Here is a 16,161-nt window from a genome sequence, read left to right on the forward strand (position 1 = left end):
TTTAAGTTAATTTTATTTTGGAGGAGGAAATTTAAAACAAGATAGTATTCCAACATGTATAAAAAGTGCAGATATAAATGCATATAATAAAGCAATATACATTTTTATGTCTTCGCGATGTTTATATATAGTGCTCCAACTAAATTCTTTATCACTAAAAAAATATGACCAAAAAAACATTATTGTTGTTATTAAAATAAAAAAAACAAACTGACGTATCCCTATTTTGTGTATTTTTTCAAATATTGTCATTTATTCTAGTATAAAAGTTAATGAAGTTTTTTCAGATGCTTCTAATATAGAATTAATAAATTTAATTTTTTCTAAACTTAATTCTAAGCGTTCTTCAGGGAATTTTTCTAATTGTTGTTTTAGATTTGATGAACAATCTGCAGCAGCCCAAACAGCAGCTACAGCAGCTCCTCTTACTGCTCCTAAAGTACTTCCAAACACAGCTCCCCAACCGCACCAGTTATAGTTCCAATTCCAGGTAATGCTACTGTACCTCCTGTTGCTCCAGTATAGGCACCTGCTATAGCTCCTCCTATGGCTCCTGTTGCAATGCCCCTCCCTATGTCTTTTCCTTTTCCTCCCATACAACTCCAAAAACCGGTACCTTTTGAATAAAGTGTATTTTCTTTATATAAAATGGGATAAATTTTAGAAGTAGTTTCTTCGATTATGTCAAAAAGAAGATTTACTTCTTGTTTGAAATTAGAAGGGAATGAAGTTTTATTAAGTACTTTTCTTTTTGAATCAAGTAAATTAAAAATATCTTTATCATATGAATTAGCTAAATCTTGATAAAAAGCTAGCATAAATGTCGCCTCTTTTATATTGTAATGTGGAGCTAAAGAAATTTTAAAATTTAATTGCTCTGTGAATTTTACTTGTTTAGAATAAGATTGTTCTTTTATAGTGAAATATTTAGATATTTCATTTTCTAAAGCAACGTTGCTATTTATTTTTTCTTCTAATTTAGAAATGTTTCTAATCGCGTCGAGTTTGATTTCAGAATAATTTATAGCGTCCGATAAGTTCTTTTCGGGAAAATTTTCCTTATTATCACATGAATACAATAACTTAATTAAAAAGATTATTAGTAAGGTAAATTTTAACTTTTTCATATCACGATGGTTTAATAGTTGGTAAAAATTTATTGTAAAGGACAAATCTAAACGAGAAATTAAATAAGACTTATGTGAAAAACGGTTATTCTTACCCTGAATTTGAGTGTTTTTCCTTTGTTGTATGAAAAAGTTAGATTTACTGAGTATTTGTTTAAAAATCTGTCCTCTATGTTTTTATAGAGTTATTTGGGGTATTAAAATGGTAGATAGTATGAATGTGATTATCGGAAATAAGTTAAAAGAACTCAGAAAAAGTAAAAACATTTCACAAGAAGAGGCAGCAGATTATTTGCATTTATCTCAATCAGCTTATGCTAGGATCGAAAGTGGTCAAAGCAATTCTTGGGCAAGCCATATTAATAAAATATGTGAGATCTTTAAAATAAGTCCAGAAGATTTGGTAAAGGATGAAATAGGAGAGGATAAAGAGGATAATAGCGATTTAAATGAAACATTTATTATTAATCAATTGTCAGATAAAATAATAGAACAATATGAAGCTCGAATAAAAGAGTTGAAAAAAGTGATAAAAGATTTAAAGAGAAAGCGGAATATATAAAAAGCAACAAGGTTTCACTTTTGGTGAAACCTTGTTTTTAAATTATGTAATTAACTTCTAAATAAAATTAATCTACTTCTTTCGTTACCACTTGCATAGTTTCACGGCTTACTTGTTTTAATAAAACAACTTTGTTTTCTTCTACTGTTTCAGCAGCTTTATCGTCAAAATGACGAATGGTGTATAAGGTTACATTTTCGCTGAAATCAACTTTGAATTTTTTAGAAAGTATTGCATTCAAGTCATTGAAGTTCTCAAATTTGTCTTCTACACAAACAGAAAAACTAATTGCTGAGTTTTGAATTAAATTTACTTTAATCTTAAATTCATGGAATAAGGCAAAAATCTCACTGATATTTTCTTCCATAATAAAAGAAAAATCTATTGATGAAAGAGAAATTAAAAGCTGGTTTCTCTTTACAATAAAGCAAGGTAAATAAGGTTCTAGATCTACTCCTTTAGAAACACTTGTTCCTTTTAATAATGGGTTTATAAAAGATTTTACATACAATGGAATCTCTTTTTTCTGTAGAGGTTGTAATGTTTTTGGGTGTATAACTGTTGCTCCATAAAAAGCTAATTCTATAGCTTCACGATATGAAATTTGATTAAGTAAACTTGCATTTTCAAAATAACGTGGGTCAGCATTCATTACTCCAGGTACATCTTTCCAGATAGTAACACTTTCTGCATTTAGGCAATAAGCAAAAATAGCAGCAGTATAATCAGATCCCTCACGACCTAAAGTTGTAGTAAAGTTGTTTTCATCAGCACCTAAGAATCCTTGTGTGATGTTTAGCATGTTTCGTTTTACGTTTTTGCCAATATTTTTTTGGGTTAATTCCCAATCTACTTCTGCATCTCTGTAAGTTGCATTGGTTTTTATAAAGTTACGTACATCAATCCATTGGGTCTGAACGCCCATAAAATTCATAAAATGACTTAAAATAGTAGTTGAAATCAATTCTCCAAAGCTTACAATTTGGTCATAAACAAAGTTGTAGTTAGGAGATTTGTTATGAGCAAGAAAATATTCTAACTCTGAAAAAAAAGCATTTACAGCAGTAAAAACTTCATGTTTTTCATCCTCAAATAAATCCAGCAATATCTGATTATGGTATTTTTTTACTTCTTGCACTGACGAATTTAACTCGCTAGATTTCTCGAAATAATTCTTTATTACAACCTCAAGAGCGTTTGTGGTTTTTCCCATAGCCGAAACTACAAGCAATACATCTTCATAACCTACTTTTTGCAAAACGTCATATACGTTTTTAATTCCTTCAGCATCTTTTACTGAGGCACCACCAAATTTGAATACTCTCATTATTTATTATTATATATTGTGTCTTAATTTTTGTTTTTCTCTAAAAATGTATCGATTCCAGTTTCGTCCATTTGAACGACACGCCACTCTTCAAATATTTTAGCACCAGTGTTTTCGTAGAATTTAACTGCAGGGGTATTCCAATTGAGTACATTCCATTCAACTCTTCTTACTTTATCTTTTTTTGCCTGCTCCATTATTTCGGAGTACAATGCCATTCCTAAACCAGATCCACGCATTTTGTCTTTAACGATCAAATCCTCTAAATGTATTGTTTTGCCTTTCCAAGTCGAGAATCGATAATAGTATAAGGCAATTCCAACTATTTCGGTATCGACCTCGGCTACAAATACATGAAAAAGAGGATTTTCGCCAAAGCCATCCCGAACCAAATCGCTCTCAGTAATCAAAACTGCATCGGGTTCATTTTCGAATATGGCTAGTTCCTGAATCAAGCTTAAAACAGCTTTCATGTCTTCAGGATTCCCTTTTCTAATATTCATAAATTCTTATTATTAATATGTTTATATCTAAAATAATGGTTTTTTTGAACTTGTTTTTTACTTTTGATTAACAAATATACAATACGCGCAAACTAACTAAATAATTTTTAATTCAATTTCACAAAAAAGGCGATATTTGTGACTTCAAAAAAAAATCTACAACGATATAGTATAATGGAAGAACGCAATAAAACATTAGGTGAGTTTATCATCGAAAACCAAAAAGCATTTCAATATTCGTCTGGGGAGTTATCCAGAATCATTAATTCTATACGATTGGCTGCAAAAGTGGTTAATTATAAAGTTAACAAAGCCGGCTTGGTGGATATTGTTGGAGCAGCAGGAGAGCAAAACATACAAGGTGAAGATCAGCAAAAACTGGATGTGTATGCAAATGAAGTTTTTATTCAAACTTTAATCAATCGTGAGATTGTTTGCGGAATTGCTTCAGAAGAAAACGATGATTTTATTACTGTTCAAGGAAGTGATAATAGTCATAACAATAAGTATGTAGTATTGATGGATCCGCTAGATGGCTCGTCTAATATTGATGTAAATGTTTCTGTAGGAACTATTTTTTCGGTTTATAGAAGAATTACACCAATAGGGACTCCAGTTACGCTTGAGGATTTTTTACAACCAGGAGTAAATCAAGTTGCAGCAGGATATGTAATTTATGGAACTTCAACAATGTTGGTTTACACTACAGGTCATGGTGTAAATGGATTTACTTTGAATCCTGCGATTGGAACATTTTATTTGTCACACCCGAATATGAAATATTCAAAAGATGGAAAAATTTATTCTGTCAATGAAGGAAACTATGTTCATTTTCCTCAGGGAGTAAAAGATTATATTAAATATTGTCAGCATGAAGAAGATGACAGACCTTATACTTCAAGATATATCGGAAGTTTGGTATCTGATTTTCATCGAAACATGATTAAAGGTGGAATTTATTTGTATCCAACAAGTAGTAAAGCACCAAAAGGAAAGCTTCGTTTATTATACGAATGTAATCCGATGGCATTTGTTGCAGAGCAAGCTGGAGGGAAAGCATCGGATGGTTTTAATAGAATCATGGAAATTAATCCAACCGAATTACACCAACGTGTTCCTTTCTTTTGTGGAAGCTATAATATGGTCGAAAAAGCAGAAGAGTTTATGCTTAAAGCTAAATAATAAAAAAACAAAACCCGATTAGTCTATAATCGGGTTTTATTTTTTTGATCGTAGTATTCAGTATCAGTTTAAAAACTGTAAAGTATTACTGTGAACTTTTTTATTTATTCATATTCTGCATTTCGAAAGTAAAAGTATCTAAATCTACTTTTTTATCTACTAATGAAAGTGCTTTTGCAATGATGTAGTTTACGTTTCCAGGAGTAAATCCTAGTGCTAATCCAAATCTTCTTAACATAATTTCTTGACTGTCTCCCATTTGGTGATCTACATGTACCATACGAGCCAAATCGTATAAACGCTCTAAACGTTGAGAATACAAATAAGGTGCGTTTATTGGGTGTTTCATAGGGTCAGCAAGAATCTCTTTGTATTCTTCATCTGAAATTTCTAATCTAGAAGCTAACTTATCTAAAAAGGCTTTTTCTTCTTGATTAGTTTTTCCATCAGCAAGGGCTACGCGAACAATAGCCGAAAAGTGACCTTTATTTCTTAGTTTAAATTCGCTATCAAATAAATCTGAAAATGACATAATTAATTGGTTTTTTGTATCACAAAGATAAATCTATTTTTAAATTATTAATTTTAATTTTTTTATAATTTTTATAATTCAGAAAACGGCAATTTTAACTTATTTTTATTTAATCATTTTAGAAAAGCAATCTATCACTTTTCAAAATTAATCGTAAGTTTACACACCCTTTATCAATTTTAAATTAAAATACCCATGTCAGATTTTTGGATTTATTTTCAAATAGGATTAAAACACGTTCTAGATATTCATGCATACGATCACGTAATGTTTTTAATGGCCTTAACCATTCCTTATGCGTTTAAAGATTGGAAGAGAATTTTGCTGCTTGTGACTGTTTTTACTGTTGGTCACACATTAGCTTTATTGCTTTCGGTTTATGGAATTATTACTATTAAAGTAAATATTGTCGAATTTTTAATTCCGATAACTATTTTAATAACAGCCTTTTTTAACTTTTTTACAGCAGGAAAATCATCTAAAACGGAGAGTATTAATTTAGTGTTTTTTATAACACTTTTCTTTGGAATAATTCATGGTTTGGGGTTTTCTAATTATTTTAGAACGATATTAGGGGGGAGTCCAACATCAAAATTGTTGCCTTTGGCAGAATTTGCATTAGGGATTGAGGCGGCTCAAATTATTGTGGTTTTTGTAGTTTTAATAATCTCATATATTGTTCAAACAATTTTCCGTTTTTCAAAACGTGATTGGACTTTGGCTATGTCGGCTTTTATAATAGGAGTTGTAATCCCGATGGTTATTGAGAGCGAAATATGGAGTAGATAAAAATGAAAAAAGAAAAATTAAATAGATACGACAAAGCTTATTTGCGAATTGCAAAAGAATGGAGCCTGTTGTCGTATTGTAAGAGAAAGCAAGTTGGTGCAATTATCGTAAAAGACCGGATGATTATTTCTGATGGATATAACGGTACGCCATCTGGGTTTGAGAACTGTTGTGAGGATGAAGAAGGGTTAACACGCTGGGATGTTTTACATGCCGAAGCCAATGCTATTTTAAAAGTAGCCCGATCAACTCAATCTTGTGAAGGAGCAACTTTGTATATAACGCTTTCCCCTTGTAAAGAATGTAGTAAATTAATTCATCAATCGGGAATAAAAAGGGTAGTTTACCAAAATGGATATCGCGATGACGCTGGGATTCAGTTTTTAATAAAAGCAGGAGTAGAAGTCGAGCATATCCCCGTATTAGAAGAGTAGAAAGTTGCAGTAATTTCAAACACATGGTTACTTATGAAGAATAGCAATAGTATATTCTCGTAAAACAAATATTAGCTACATATGAAATTCAATACTAAATATTTGCCAATAGTTATTGGAGCAGCTTTAGCTCTAGGAACTGTACTTGGAAGCTTGTTAAGTACTCCAGCGCAGGACCAGTTTTTGGCTAAAAATAACTCTAAGAACAAGCTCAATAAATTAATTGATTTCATTAATAATGAGTATGTCGATAGTATCAATACAGATTCTATTGTTAATCTTACAGTTGATAATATTCTATCGAAATTAGATCCTCATTCCGTTTATATTCCGCCAAGCGAACAAGCAGAGGTTGCCGAAAGCATGAAAGGTGATTTTGTGGGAATTGGGGTGAATTTTTATATGTATAGAGATTCAGTTGCCATAATTAAACCAATAGAAAATGGTCCTTCGGCAAAAGCAGGAATTCAGGCAGGAGATAGGATTTTATACGTTGGAAAAACTAAATTATTTGGGCGAAGACTTCCGTCAGATAGTTTATTTGCTAAATTAAAAGGCAAAAAAGGGACAGAAATAGAACTTACTGTTTATCGAAAATCAGAACAAAAGAAATTAAAGGTTAAGATAAAAAGAGACATTATTCCTATAAAGAGTGTTGATGTCTCAATGCTATTGGATAAAAGTACTGGATATATAAAGATAAATCGTTTTGCAGAAACGACTTATGCTGAGTTTAAATCAGGTTTAACCAAGTTAAAGCAAAAAGGGATTCAGTCTCTCATCATAGATCTTCGTGACAATGGAGGAGGATATATGGAAGAAGCAGTTGCAATTGCTGATGAATTCTTGAAAGACAAGCAGCTTATCGTTTTTACTAAAAATAAAAATGGCGAAACTGAAAAAACGTATGCTACAGGAAGTGGTAGTTTTGAAAACGGAAAAGTGTCAGTTTTAATCAATGAAAATAGTGCTTCGGCAAGTGAAATCTTGGCAGGGGCAATTCAAGATAATGATAGAGGAAATATAATAGGTCGTCGTTCATTCGGAAAAGGGTTGGTACAACGTGAAATGGATTTTAACGATGGATCTGCTGTTCGATTAACTGTTGCGAGGTATTATACACCTACAGGACGCTCTATTCAGAAGCCTTATAGTCATGGAAACGAAGACTACTTTAAAGAGTCAGATTCGCGTTTCAATAATGGAGAATTATACAGTAAGGACAGTATTAAAGTTGTTGATACATTAAAGTATAAAACACCAAAAGGTAAAATTGTTTATGGTGGCGGTGGTATCGTTCCAGATGTTTTTGTGCCTATTGAAATAGAACATGGTAGTGAAGGTTCTGCTTATTTATTGCAAACAGGAATTGTAGGGCATTTTGTTTTTGAGCAATTGGATAAAAACCGCAAGGCATTCACAGGATTAAATTATCAAGAATTTGTTGCTAAAATGAAGGCAACAGATGACTATTTTAAATTGTTCCAGAAGTATCTTTTTAAGAACGGGTTGGATTTAAAATTAGAAAAAAATAAAGAAATCATTAGTCGTTATATTACAGCCGAATTTGCTAGACAATTGTATGGTGAAATTTATTATTACGATACGATTCTTAAAAATGATGCAATGATTAAGGCTGTTTTAAATCCGAAAAAATAATTCTAATTTTTTTTGAAATGGAAATAAATACTGTTGTAAATGCTGAAATTGAGCTATTAACTGCAATTAAAAACGCAGATGTTTTAGCTTTAGAAAAAATTCTCCATGATGATTTGTTGTTTAATTTACCTGATGGACAAACAATTGATAAGGAGTTTGATTTAGATTCGTATCGTTCAGGTAAGATGAAAATCGATGTATTAGAAGCCTCAGATCAGGTTATTAATGTAATTGATGACACAGCTGTTGTTGGAGTTACTGTTTTATTAAGAGGAAAATATGATGGTAAACCTCTAGATGGTATTTTTAGATATAGCAGAGTTTGGAAACGATTTGGAGAGAATCTGAAAGTTATTGCAGGAAGCTGTGTGCAGTTGAAGTAGTATTAATGTAGCTAAGTAGATTTAGCGGTAAAAATATAAAAAATGAAAAATGCCAAAAGAATAAGTTTTCTATTTGTCTTGATGGTTTTTGTAATTTCTTGTGCAACGATGAAAAGCAGCAGTACGATTTCTGGGAAAGTTGAATCTATTGAGTTTGGTAAAGATGGATATACAGCCAAGATTAAGACAGAGGGAAATAAAGTTTACTATGCTACAGTTAGTGTTGTAAACATGGGTGGTCCTGAAAATTACAAAAAGCTTAAAGAAGGTGATGTAGTTTCTCTAAAAGGAGAGGTCTGGAAAGCAGATACAGAAAAGCATATAAAGGTAAAGAAGATTCTGTCTGTCAGATAGAGTAAATTTGATTTAAAAATAAAAACCATTAAGAGGATAAGAAAAGCATACTGCTTAAAACGTAATCTCTTAATGGTTTTTTTGTATTTATAGGTGACTATCGAGTGCTATCGTGAGCATGAGTTTGAACTCCGTTATTCCATACAGTTAAAATATCTGTTGCAACGGCAGCTCCACTTCCTGCAGCAATTGCCAGTTGACTTCTCCAGCCAGCCAGAGTACCTATAACATAAATGCCTTCGGTGATTTTATGGTCAATATTTTTTAACTGAATTCGTTGTTTTTCGGGAAGTGCTTTTTTATGAGGTTCAATGTATTGTGTTAAACCTTCGATAGCAAATGTGTTTGCAGATCCAATCCCTACAACTATCATTTTGGTTTTGTATGTGCTTTTGTTGGTAGTGATTAAAAATTCAGGATATTCTCCTTCAACTTTTATTACTTTCTCATTTGGTATCTGTGTAATATGAGGATATTCCTGATTTAAATGCTCAGTACTTTCTGATAATAATTCAGACCCTAATTTTCCAGGTGCAATACCATAAGCATTGTTGAAAAGGGCATCTTGGAGAGAAGAACTTTTTTGATGTGTAAAAATTCCAATTTTTTTGTCAATGGCAAAAGGTTTGTTTTGTGCAGATCCTAAAACAAGTGCACAGGACATGCTCGATACGCCTCCGCCAATAATTAAAACGTCAAACATATTATTGTTGATCGTTCATTTTTTCTTCTATTTTTTTAGAAATTCTAAAAATCAAAAGAATTAGTACGGCACAAAAAGAAGCTGCTATTCCAATAAAAGCTACCATGCTATCTCCTTGTAAAGGATTTTGAAAGTCAAGCAAAGTAATATTGAAAATAATCAAAGCTACTGCTAAAAGCACTAATATGGAAGTAAAAATTTTCATAGGATAACTATTTATTTCTAAATGATTAAAAGAAATATTTAAAAAAAGAAATATTGTTTTTGGTGAATCCGCAAACGAGTATTTCGACATTTAAGTATTTCTAGTGGGTAAATTTATGAAAATTAATTTTAGACAAACAAACCTTTAACATTAGCTGCGAATAATTTAACAGCAATTGCTAAAAGTACGACTCCAAATGTCTTACGAACCACGCCAAGTCCGTTTTTTCCTAGCATTTTCTCGATTTTTGAAGATGATTTTAAAACGATATATACAAGAGTTATATTAAGGATGATTGCGATTACAATATTTATAGTATGAAATTGTGAGCGCAATGAGAGTAATGTGGTCATGGTTCCTGCTCCTGCAATTAAAGGAAAAGCTAATGGGACAATAGAGGCCGAGCTAGCTTCTTCGTCACGATATATATGAATTCCAAGAATCATTTCTAAGGCAAGAAAAAATAACACAAATGATCCTGCTACAGCAAAAGAGTGTACGTCGATACCAATTATTTTTAGGAACCCCTCTCCAATAAAAAGAAAGATGATCATAATTAAACCAGCAACTATAGAAGCTTTTTCGGATTCTATATGACCAACTTTGGATCTTAGGTTAACAATAATAGGAATAGAACCAACGATATCAATTACAGCAAAAAGTACCATTCCAACAGTAATTATTTCTTTTAAGTCTATTTCTAGCATGTTTTTCTATTTAGGAGTTAAATATGGGCAAAGGTAAAAAATAAATGGCTTTTTTTAACATTTTAGGCTTAATCTGTGATTTTTTGTTATAAAAATGTGTTTTAACGCCTCTTGTGTGATGTTTGTAACAAGATGTAGCTTTATTCTGTTAATTCGATAGGTGGAATTGAAGTCTGTGTTTTTGATTCAATTTATCTAGTCGGCATCGAGATAGATTGACTATCTTTGCACTTTATAATTCAGTACTCTATTATCATGTTTCAATTAGGAAAAACTATCATTTCTGAGGATATTCTTGAAAAAGAATTTGTTTGTAATTTATCTGCTTGTAAAGGCGCTTGTTGTGTCGATGGTGATGCAGGAGCTCCGTTGAGTGAAGAGGAGACAAAGATTTTGGAAGAAATTTATCCAAAAGTAAAACCATTTTTACGTAAAGAAGGGATTGCTGCTATCGAAGCGCAAGGAACTTGGATTAAAGGTACAGATGGCGATTTAGAAACGCCGCTAATTGACAATAAAGATTGTGCCTATGTGATTTTCGATGGTAAAACTGCGCTTTGTGGTATCGAACAAGCATACAATCAAGGAATCGTGAGCTGGAAAAAGCCAGTATCATGTCATTTATATCCAATTAGAGTGAAAGACTTTACTGAGTTTGCAGCGGTTAATTATGACAAATGGGATATTTGTGACGCTGCCTGTTCTTTAGGTCAGGAGCTTGAAGTTCCGGTTTATAAATTTGTCAAGGAAGCGCTAATTCGTAAGTTTGGTGAAGATTGGTATGCTGAGCTTGATAAAGTTGCGCAAGAGATTAAGCGTACTTAAAAATTAATCTATTTTCATTATTAAATAAAGCTGAGATTGTAATAAAAAATCTTCCAAATGAGTAGGAAAAAAAGATTTTTAAAATTTATAAAAAAGGCTTGCGTTTTATTATAAAAATCCTATATTTTACGGACGGTTGTATGAATTTGAATGGTTTTAACTGTTTCATTTTCAGAAAGTTAATATTTGTATGAAAATTATTCTGTTTTTAGCCCTTTGTTAAAAACTAGAGTCGATTGTGAATAAGTTTGGCTTTTATTTTAGCCAACAAATGACAATCTTTGTAGTCTACAGAAATGGATGAAAATTCATTGAAATTTTTTAAAATAAAACACAACAAAATGTCACAAGTCGAACCAATTTTACAAGAAAATAAGAACCGTTTCGTAATTTTTCCAATCAAGCACCATGATATTTGGGATTGGTATAAGAAGATGGAAGCGAGTTTTTGGACAGCTGAAGAAATTGATTTACATCAAGACTTGAATGATTGGAATAACAAGTTGTCAGATGATGAAAGATATTTCGTTAAACATATATTAGCATTCTTTGCTGCATCTGACGGAATTGTAAATGAAAATCTTGCTGAGAACTTTGTAAACGAAGTACAATATGCTGAAGCTAAATTTTTCTATGGTTTTCAAATCATGATGGAAAATATTCATAGTGAAACGTATTCGCTTCTTATTGATACTTACGTAAAAGACGAAGCCGAAAAAGATCAGTTGTTTAATGCGTTAGACGTTTTTCCTGCAATTGCAAAGAAAGCAAATTGGGCATTAAAATGGATTGAATCTGATTCGTTTGCTGAGCGTTTAATTGCTTTTGCTGCGGTAGAAGGAATCTTTTTCTCAGGGGCTTTCTGTTCAATTTTCTGGTTGAAAAAACGTGGATTAATGCCAGGTTTGACTTTCTCAAATGAATTAATTTCTCGTGATGAAGGAGTACATTGTGATTTTGCAGTGCATTTACATAATCACCATTTGTTAAACAAAGTTCCAAAAGATAGAATTAAAGAAATTATCGTTGATGCTTTAGACATCGAAAGAGAGTTTGTTACGGAATCTCTTCCTGTAAGTTTAATTGGTATGAACGCAGTTTTAATGACACAATATTTAGAATTTGTTGCAGATAGATTACTTGTAGAATTAGGTTGTGATCGTGTTTATGGCTCATCAAATCCATTTGACTTTATGGATATGATTTCACTTCAAGGAAAAACTAATTTCTTTGAAAAAAGAGTTTCAGAATATCAAAAAGCAGGAGTAATGAACAGTAGCTCAGCTGGTGATAGTGATTCTCAGAAAATTAGCTTTGATGCAGATTTTTAGAGAACTGTAAGTTTTAGTGATTACCACGATACTAAAAACAATAAAATTAAGAAACGAAGGTTTCATAACTAGACAATTTAAAGATTGAATCTCTTTTCCCAAATCGTAGATTCAATGGTATTACTGATTGATTTTCAAACTATATATTAGATTGAGGACAGGCAAACTATTGGGAAGCTACTAATTCCTATAATTAATAATAAAACACACAATGTTTAAGTGCTGAAATTCGTTATTTCAGCGTCTTTCATTTTTTCAATAACAATAAAAAAGTAAGCTTATGTATGTAATAAAGAGAGATGGACGTAAAGAGCCAGTAATGTTTGATAAGATTACAGACAGAATCAAAAAATTGTGTTACGGCTTAAATGAACTTGTAGATCCTGTTAAGGTAGCCATGCGTGTTATTGAGGGATTGTATGATGGAGTTTCGACTTCAGAACTAGATAATCTTGCTGCCGAAACTGCGGCTTCTATGACAATTGCGCACCCCGATTATGCACAATTAGCTGCTCGTATCGCTGTTTCTAATTTACATTCTAATACGACAAAATCTTTCTCTGAGACAATGTCAGATATGTATAATTATGTTAATCCAAGAACAGGCAAAGAGGCACCTTTGTTAGCAGATGATGTTTACGAAGTAATTAAGAAAAACTCACAGGTTCTGGATTCAACAATTATTTATAACCGTGATTTTAATTACGATTATTTTGGATTTAAAACTTTAGAACGCTCTTATTTATTAAAAATAAATGGGAAAATTGTTGAGAGACCACAACATATGTTGATGCGCGTTTCTATAGGAATTCATAAAGACGATATTGAGTCTGCGATTGAAACGTATGAATTAATGTCTAAAAAATTCTTTACTCACGCTACACCAACATTGTTTAATTCTGGAACACCAAAACCACAAATGTCATCTTGTTTCTTATTAACAATGAAAGATGATAGTATTGATGGAATTTACGATACGCTAAAACAAACAGCTAAAATTTCACAATCTGCAGGAGGTATTGGTTTAGCAATACACAATGTTAGAGCAACTGGATCTTATATCAGTGGAACTAATGGAACTTCTAACGGAATTGTTCCAATGCTTCGTGTGTATGACATGACAGCTCGTTATGTAGATCAAGGAGGAGGAAAACGTAAAGGAAGTTTTGCTATGTACATTGAGCCTTGGCATGCTGATATTTTTGATTTCCTAGATTTGAGAAAAAACCACGGTAAGGAAGAAATGAGAACACGTGATTTATTTCTTGGAATGTGGATTCCAGATTTATTCATGAAGAGAGTTCAAGAAGATACAACTTGGACATTAATGTGTCCAAATGAGTGTCCAGGATTGTCAGATGTACACAGCGAAGAGTTTGACGCTTTGTATTTAAGCTATGAAGCAGCTGGAAAAGGAAGAAAAACAATTAAAGCAAGAGAAATTTGGGAAAAAATCCTTGAATCTCAAGTAGAAACTGGACTTCCATACATGTTGTATAAAGATGCAGCAAACCGTAAATCAAATCAAAAGAATTTAGGAACAATCCGTTCATCAAATTTATGTACTGAAATTATTGAGTACACATCTCCAGATGAAGTTGCGGTTTGTAACTTGGCTTCGATTTCATTACCAATGTTTGTTGAGAATGGACAATTTAATCACCAAAAATTATTTGATGTTACTAAACGTGTAACATTCAACTTAAATAAAGTAATTGATAGAAATTACTATCCAGTAAAAGAAGCAGAAAATTCTAATGTTCGTCATAGACCAATTGGTTTAGGAGTTCAAGGGCTTGCTGATGCTTTTATCATGTTAAGAATGCCTTTTACAAGCGATGATGCAAAACAATTAAATCAAGAGATTTTTGAAACTTTATACTTTGCTGCTGTAACTGCATCTATGGAATTGGCAAAAGTTGAAGGTCCATATTCTACATTTGAAGGATCTCCGATGTCAAAAGGAGAATTCCAATACAATATGTGGGGAATGAAAGACGAAGAATTGTCAGGACGTTGGGACTGGGCTTCATTGCGTAATGAAGTTGTAGAGCACGGTGTTCGTAACTCTTTATTAGTTGCACCAATGCCTACAGCATCTACTTCTCAGATTTTAGGGAACAACGAAGCTTTTGAACCATATACATCAAATATCTATACAAGAAGAACCCTTTCGGGAGAATTCATCGTGGTAAACAAACATTTACTTCATGATTTAGTAGAAAGAGGATTGTGGAACGAAACGTTGAAGCAAGAAATTATGCGTCATAACGGATCAGTTCAAAATATTGATGGAATTCCAGTTGATCTTAAAGAATTGTATAAAACAGTTTGGGAAATGTCAATGAAAGACATTTTAGATATGTCGCGTCAAAGAGGTTATTTTATTGACCAATCGCAATCATTAAACTTGTTTATGCAAGATGCAAACTATTCTAAACTTACATCAATGCATTTTTATGCATGGCAATCAGGTTTAAAAACAGGAATGTATTACTTGAGAACAAAATCGGCTGTAGATGCAATTAAATTTACATTAAACAACGATAAAAAAGAAGAAATTGCACCAGTAGCTAAAGCACCGGTTGCAGTTTTAACTCCAGAAGTAGAGCCAATCAACGTAGAGGATTATAAAGCAATGCTATTAAAAGCACAAGCAGCAGGTCCAGATGATTGCGAAATGTGTGGATCTTAAAAAACATTTAGCGAGTTCGAGTATATTAGTTAACGACAGAAACGCTCGCTTTTGAATAAAGTATTCTGTCTTGGATTAAATTTAGCTGGGGTAATCTTGGCGACCTAAAACTAAATGGCTTATGTATATTAAGTTCAAGAAGTTTGAAGTTAAAATATCGATAATTGACATTGCAATTTTATATGTTCTATTATCTTAAATTATTTTAAAGACTGATGTTTAACATCAGTCTTTTTTATTTAGTTTAGTTGCAAATGAAGCTTATAATTAGAAAAAATTTCAACGATATAAAAAATAGTTTGCAATGAAGAAAATTGTATTTATTCTCCTTCTTAAGATGAGTATTGTTTCTGCTCAGAAAAAAGATATTATTTATAGAATGTCTTATGATTCTTATCCTACGGTTGGCTATTCTTATGAAGTTGGTGTGTTAAGATTGCACGAAGATTATAGTTACAGTCTTTTATGGCAAAAATACAATTCACGGAAAATGGCAAGAAAAAGCATTTTAAATAGTTCTAATAAAGAAATTGGTATGTGGAAAACGTCAGGTGATACTTTAGAACTTCATGATAACAATGATAAAAAATCTAGAAAGTTCATTGTAATTGGTGATAAGAAAATGGTTTTCTTAATTGAAGGAACTGAAAGATCAGATAAATATTGGAGAAAAATAAAATACTGAAGAATCTCTGTGATTAAATTCCGTAAAGGTTGATGATTTTGATTGTCGAGTTTCTAGTGTGATTTCTCTGCTTCGCTCGAAATGACAAACAAGCTGAATGTTATTTTCCTTTCTGTAAATAACAATATTTTAAAACCAATTCTCGTTTAAACTATTCT

General features: G+C 31.9%; 19 protein-coding genes. 11 read left to right on the forward strand and 8 right to left on the reverse strand.

Going from position 1 to position 16,161, the window contains the following annotated elements:
- Positions 1 to 252 precede the first annotated feature (252 nt).
- Together LNQ49_RS14590 and LNQ49_RS14595 are read right to left on the reverse strand one after the other, a co-directional pair.
- Positions 253 to 453, reverse strand: a complete 201-nt coding sequence (locus LNQ49_RS14590; RefSeq protein WP_229989741.1) for a hypothetical protein — start codon at positions 451 to 453, stop codon at positions 253 to 255.
- Entirely contained in the window at positions 435 to 1,127 is a 693-nt protein-coding gene (locus LNQ49_RS14595) for a hypothetical protein (RefSeq protein WP_229989742.1), read from the reverse strand. Before LNQ49_RS14595 ends, LNQ49_RS14590 begins: the two co-directional genes overlap by 19 nt.
- Before the next feature lie 214 nt (positions 1,128 to 1,341).
- Here LNQ49_RS14595 and LNQ49_RS14600 point away from each other — a divergent pair, with 214 nt between their 5' ends.
- The gene (locus tag LNQ49_RS14600) at positions 1,342 to 1,689 is read left to right on the forward strand and encodes a helix-turn-helix domain-containing protein (RefSeq protein ID WP_229989743.1); all 348 of its coding nucleotides are present in this window, start codon (positions 1,342 to 1,344) and stop codon (positions 1,687 to 1,689) included.
- Between the two features lie 67 nt (positions 1,690 to 1,756).
- Here LNQ49_RS14600 and LNQ49_RS14605 read toward each other — a convergent pair whose 3' ends face one another.
- Complete coding sequence (locus LNQ49_RS14605; RefSeq protein ID WP_229989745.1) at positions 1,757 to 3,016, reverse strand: aspartate kinase; 1,260 nt, start codon at positions 3,014 to 3,016, stop codon at positions 1,757 to 1,759.
- Between the two features lie 23 nt (positions 3,017 to 3,039).
- Positions 3,040 to 3,519: a GNAT family N-acetyltransferase gene (locus tag LNQ49_RS14610; RefSeq protein WP_229989747.1), complete on the reverse strand. Its 480-nt coding sequence runs from the start codon at positions 3,517 to 3,519 to the stop codon at positions 3,040 to 3,042.
- A gap of 174 nt (positions 3,520 to 3,693) precedes the next feature.
- Between LNQ49_RS14610 and fbp the strand changes: the two genes are divergently transcribed.
- Positions 3,694 to 4,701, forward strand: coding sequence for a class 1 fructose-bisphosphatase (fbp, locus tag LNQ49_RS14615; RefSeq protein WP_229991339.1), 1,008 nt, complete (start codon positions 3,694 to 3,696; stop codon positions 4,699 to 4,701).
- 100 nt (positions 4,702 to 4,801) lie between these two features.
- On the opposite strand, the gene LNQ49_RS14620 is transcribed toward fbp, so the two are convergent.
- Positions 4,802 to 5,233 carry a tellurite resistance TerB family protein gene (locus LNQ49_RS14620; RefSeq protein ID WP_129540694.1) on the reverse strand — a complete coding sequence of 144 codons (432 nt, stop codon included), beginning with the start codon at positions 5,231 to 5,233 and terminating at the stop codon, positions 4,802 to 4,804.
- A gap of 195 nt (positions 5,234 to 5,428) precedes the next feature.
- Here LNQ49_RS14620 and LNQ49_RS14625 point away from each other — a divergent pair, with 195 nt between their 5' ends.
- The 5 genes from LNQ49_RS14625 to LNQ49_RS14645 all read left to right on the forward strand — a co-directional run bounded on the left by LNQ49_RS14625 (position 5,429) and on the right by LNQ49_RS14645 (position 8,852).
- The gene (locus tag LNQ49_RS14625) at positions 5,429 to 6,022 is read left to right on the forward strand and encodes a HupE/UreJ family protein (protein ID WP_229989748.1); all 594 of its coding nucleotides are present in this window, start codon (positions 5,429 to 5,431) and stop codon (positions 6,020 to 6,022) included.
- Positions 6,023 to 6,024: 2 nt separating this feature from the next.
- A complete protein-coding gene (locus LNQ49_RS14630) occupies positions 6,025 to 6,456 on the forward strand; it encodes a deoxycytidylate deaminase (RefSeq protein ID WP_229989749.1) in 432 nt (143 codons plus the stop codon).
- Positions 6,457 to 6,537: 81 nt separating this feature from the next.
- A complete protein-coding gene (locus tag LNQ49_RS14635; RefSeq protein ID WP_229989750.1) occupies positions 6,538 to 8,115 on the forward strand; it encodes a S41 family peptidase in 1,578 nt (525 codons plus the stop codon).
- A gap of 17 nt (positions 8,116 to 8,132) precedes the next feature.
- Positions 8,133 to 8,498, forward strand: coding sequence for a nuclear transport factor 2 family protein (locus tag LNQ49_RS14640; protein WP_229989751.1), 366 nt, complete (start codon positions 8,133 to 8,135; stop codon positions 8,496 to 8,498).
- A 42-nt stretch (positions 8,499 to 8,540) separates the two neighbouring features.
- Entirely contained in the window at positions 8,541 to 8,852 is a 312-nt protein-coding gene (locus tag LNQ49_RS14645) for a hypothetical protein (protein ID WP_229989752.1), read from the forward strand.
- Positions 8,853 to 8,949: 97 nt separating this feature from the next.
- Here LNQ49_RS14645 and LNQ49_RS14650 read toward each other — a convergent pair whose 3' ends face one another.
- The 3 genes from LNQ49_RS14650 to LNQ49_RS14660 form a co-directional block, all read right to left on the reverse strand.
- On the reverse strand, positions 8,950 to 9,555 hold the full coding sequence (locus tag LNQ49_RS14650; RefSeq protein ID WP_229989753.1) for an FAD-dependent oxidoreductase: 606 nt from the start codon (positions 9,553 to 9,555) through the stop codon (positions 8,950 to 8,952).
- 1 nt (position 9,556) lies between these two features.
- Positions 9,557 to 9,760 carry a hypothetical protein gene (locus tag LNQ49_RS14655; protein ID WP_229989755.1) on the reverse strand — a complete coding sequence of 68 codons (204 nt, stop codon included), beginning with the start codon at positions 9,758 to 9,760 and terminating at the stop codon, positions 9,557 to 9,559.
- 128 nt (positions 9,761 to 9,888) lie between these two features.
- Positions 9,889 to 10,467 (reverse strand): MarC family protein, encoded by a 579-nt coding sequence (locus LNQ49_RS14660; protein ID WP_129540701.1) that lies wholly within the window; start codon positions 10,465 to 10,467, stop codon positions 9,889 to 9,891.
- Between the two features lie 255 nt (positions 10,468 to 10,722).
- Here LNQ49_RS14660 and LNQ49_RS14665 point away from each other — a divergent pair, with 255 nt between their 5' ends.
- The 4 genes from LNQ49_RS14665 (at position 10,723) to LNQ49_RS14680 (ending at position 16,003) form a co-directional block, all read left to right on the forward strand.
- Positions 10,723 to 11,292 (forward strand): DUF3109 family protein, encoded by a 570-nt coding sequence (locus LNQ49_RS14665; protein ID WP_229989756.1) that lies wholly within the window; start codon positions 10,723 to 10,725, stop codon positions 11,290 to 11,292.
- A 341-nt stretch (positions 11,293 to 11,633) separates the two neighbouring features.
- Positions 11,634 to 12,623, forward strand: coding sequence for a ribonucleotide-diphosphate reductase subunit beta (locus LNQ49_RS14670; RefSeq protein ID WP_229989758.1), 990 nt, complete (start codon positions 11,634 to 11,636; stop codon positions 12,621 to 12,623).
- Between the two features lie 280 nt (positions 12,624 to 12,903).
- A complete protein-coding gene (locus LNQ49_RS14675) occupies positions 12,904 to 15,318 on the forward strand; it encodes a ribonucleoside-diphosphate reductase subunit alpha (RefSeq protein WP_229989760.1) in 2,415 nt (804 codons plus the stop codon).
- A 304-nt stretch (positions 15,319 to 15,622) separates the two neighbouring features.
- Complete coding sequence (locus LNQ49_RS14680) at positions 15,623 to 16,003, forward strand: hypothetical protein (protein ID WP_229989761.1); 381 nt, start codon at positions 15,623 to 15,625, stop codon at positions 16,001 to 16,003.
- Positions 16,004 to 16,161: the final 158 nt, after the last annotated feature.

Source organism: Flavobacterium pisciphilum, from assembly GCF_020905345.1.
In the GTDB taxonomy this organism is placed as follows: domain Bacteria; phylum Bacteroidota; class Bacteroidia; order Flavobacteriales; family Flavobacteriaceae; genus Flavobacterium; species Flavobacterium pisciphilum.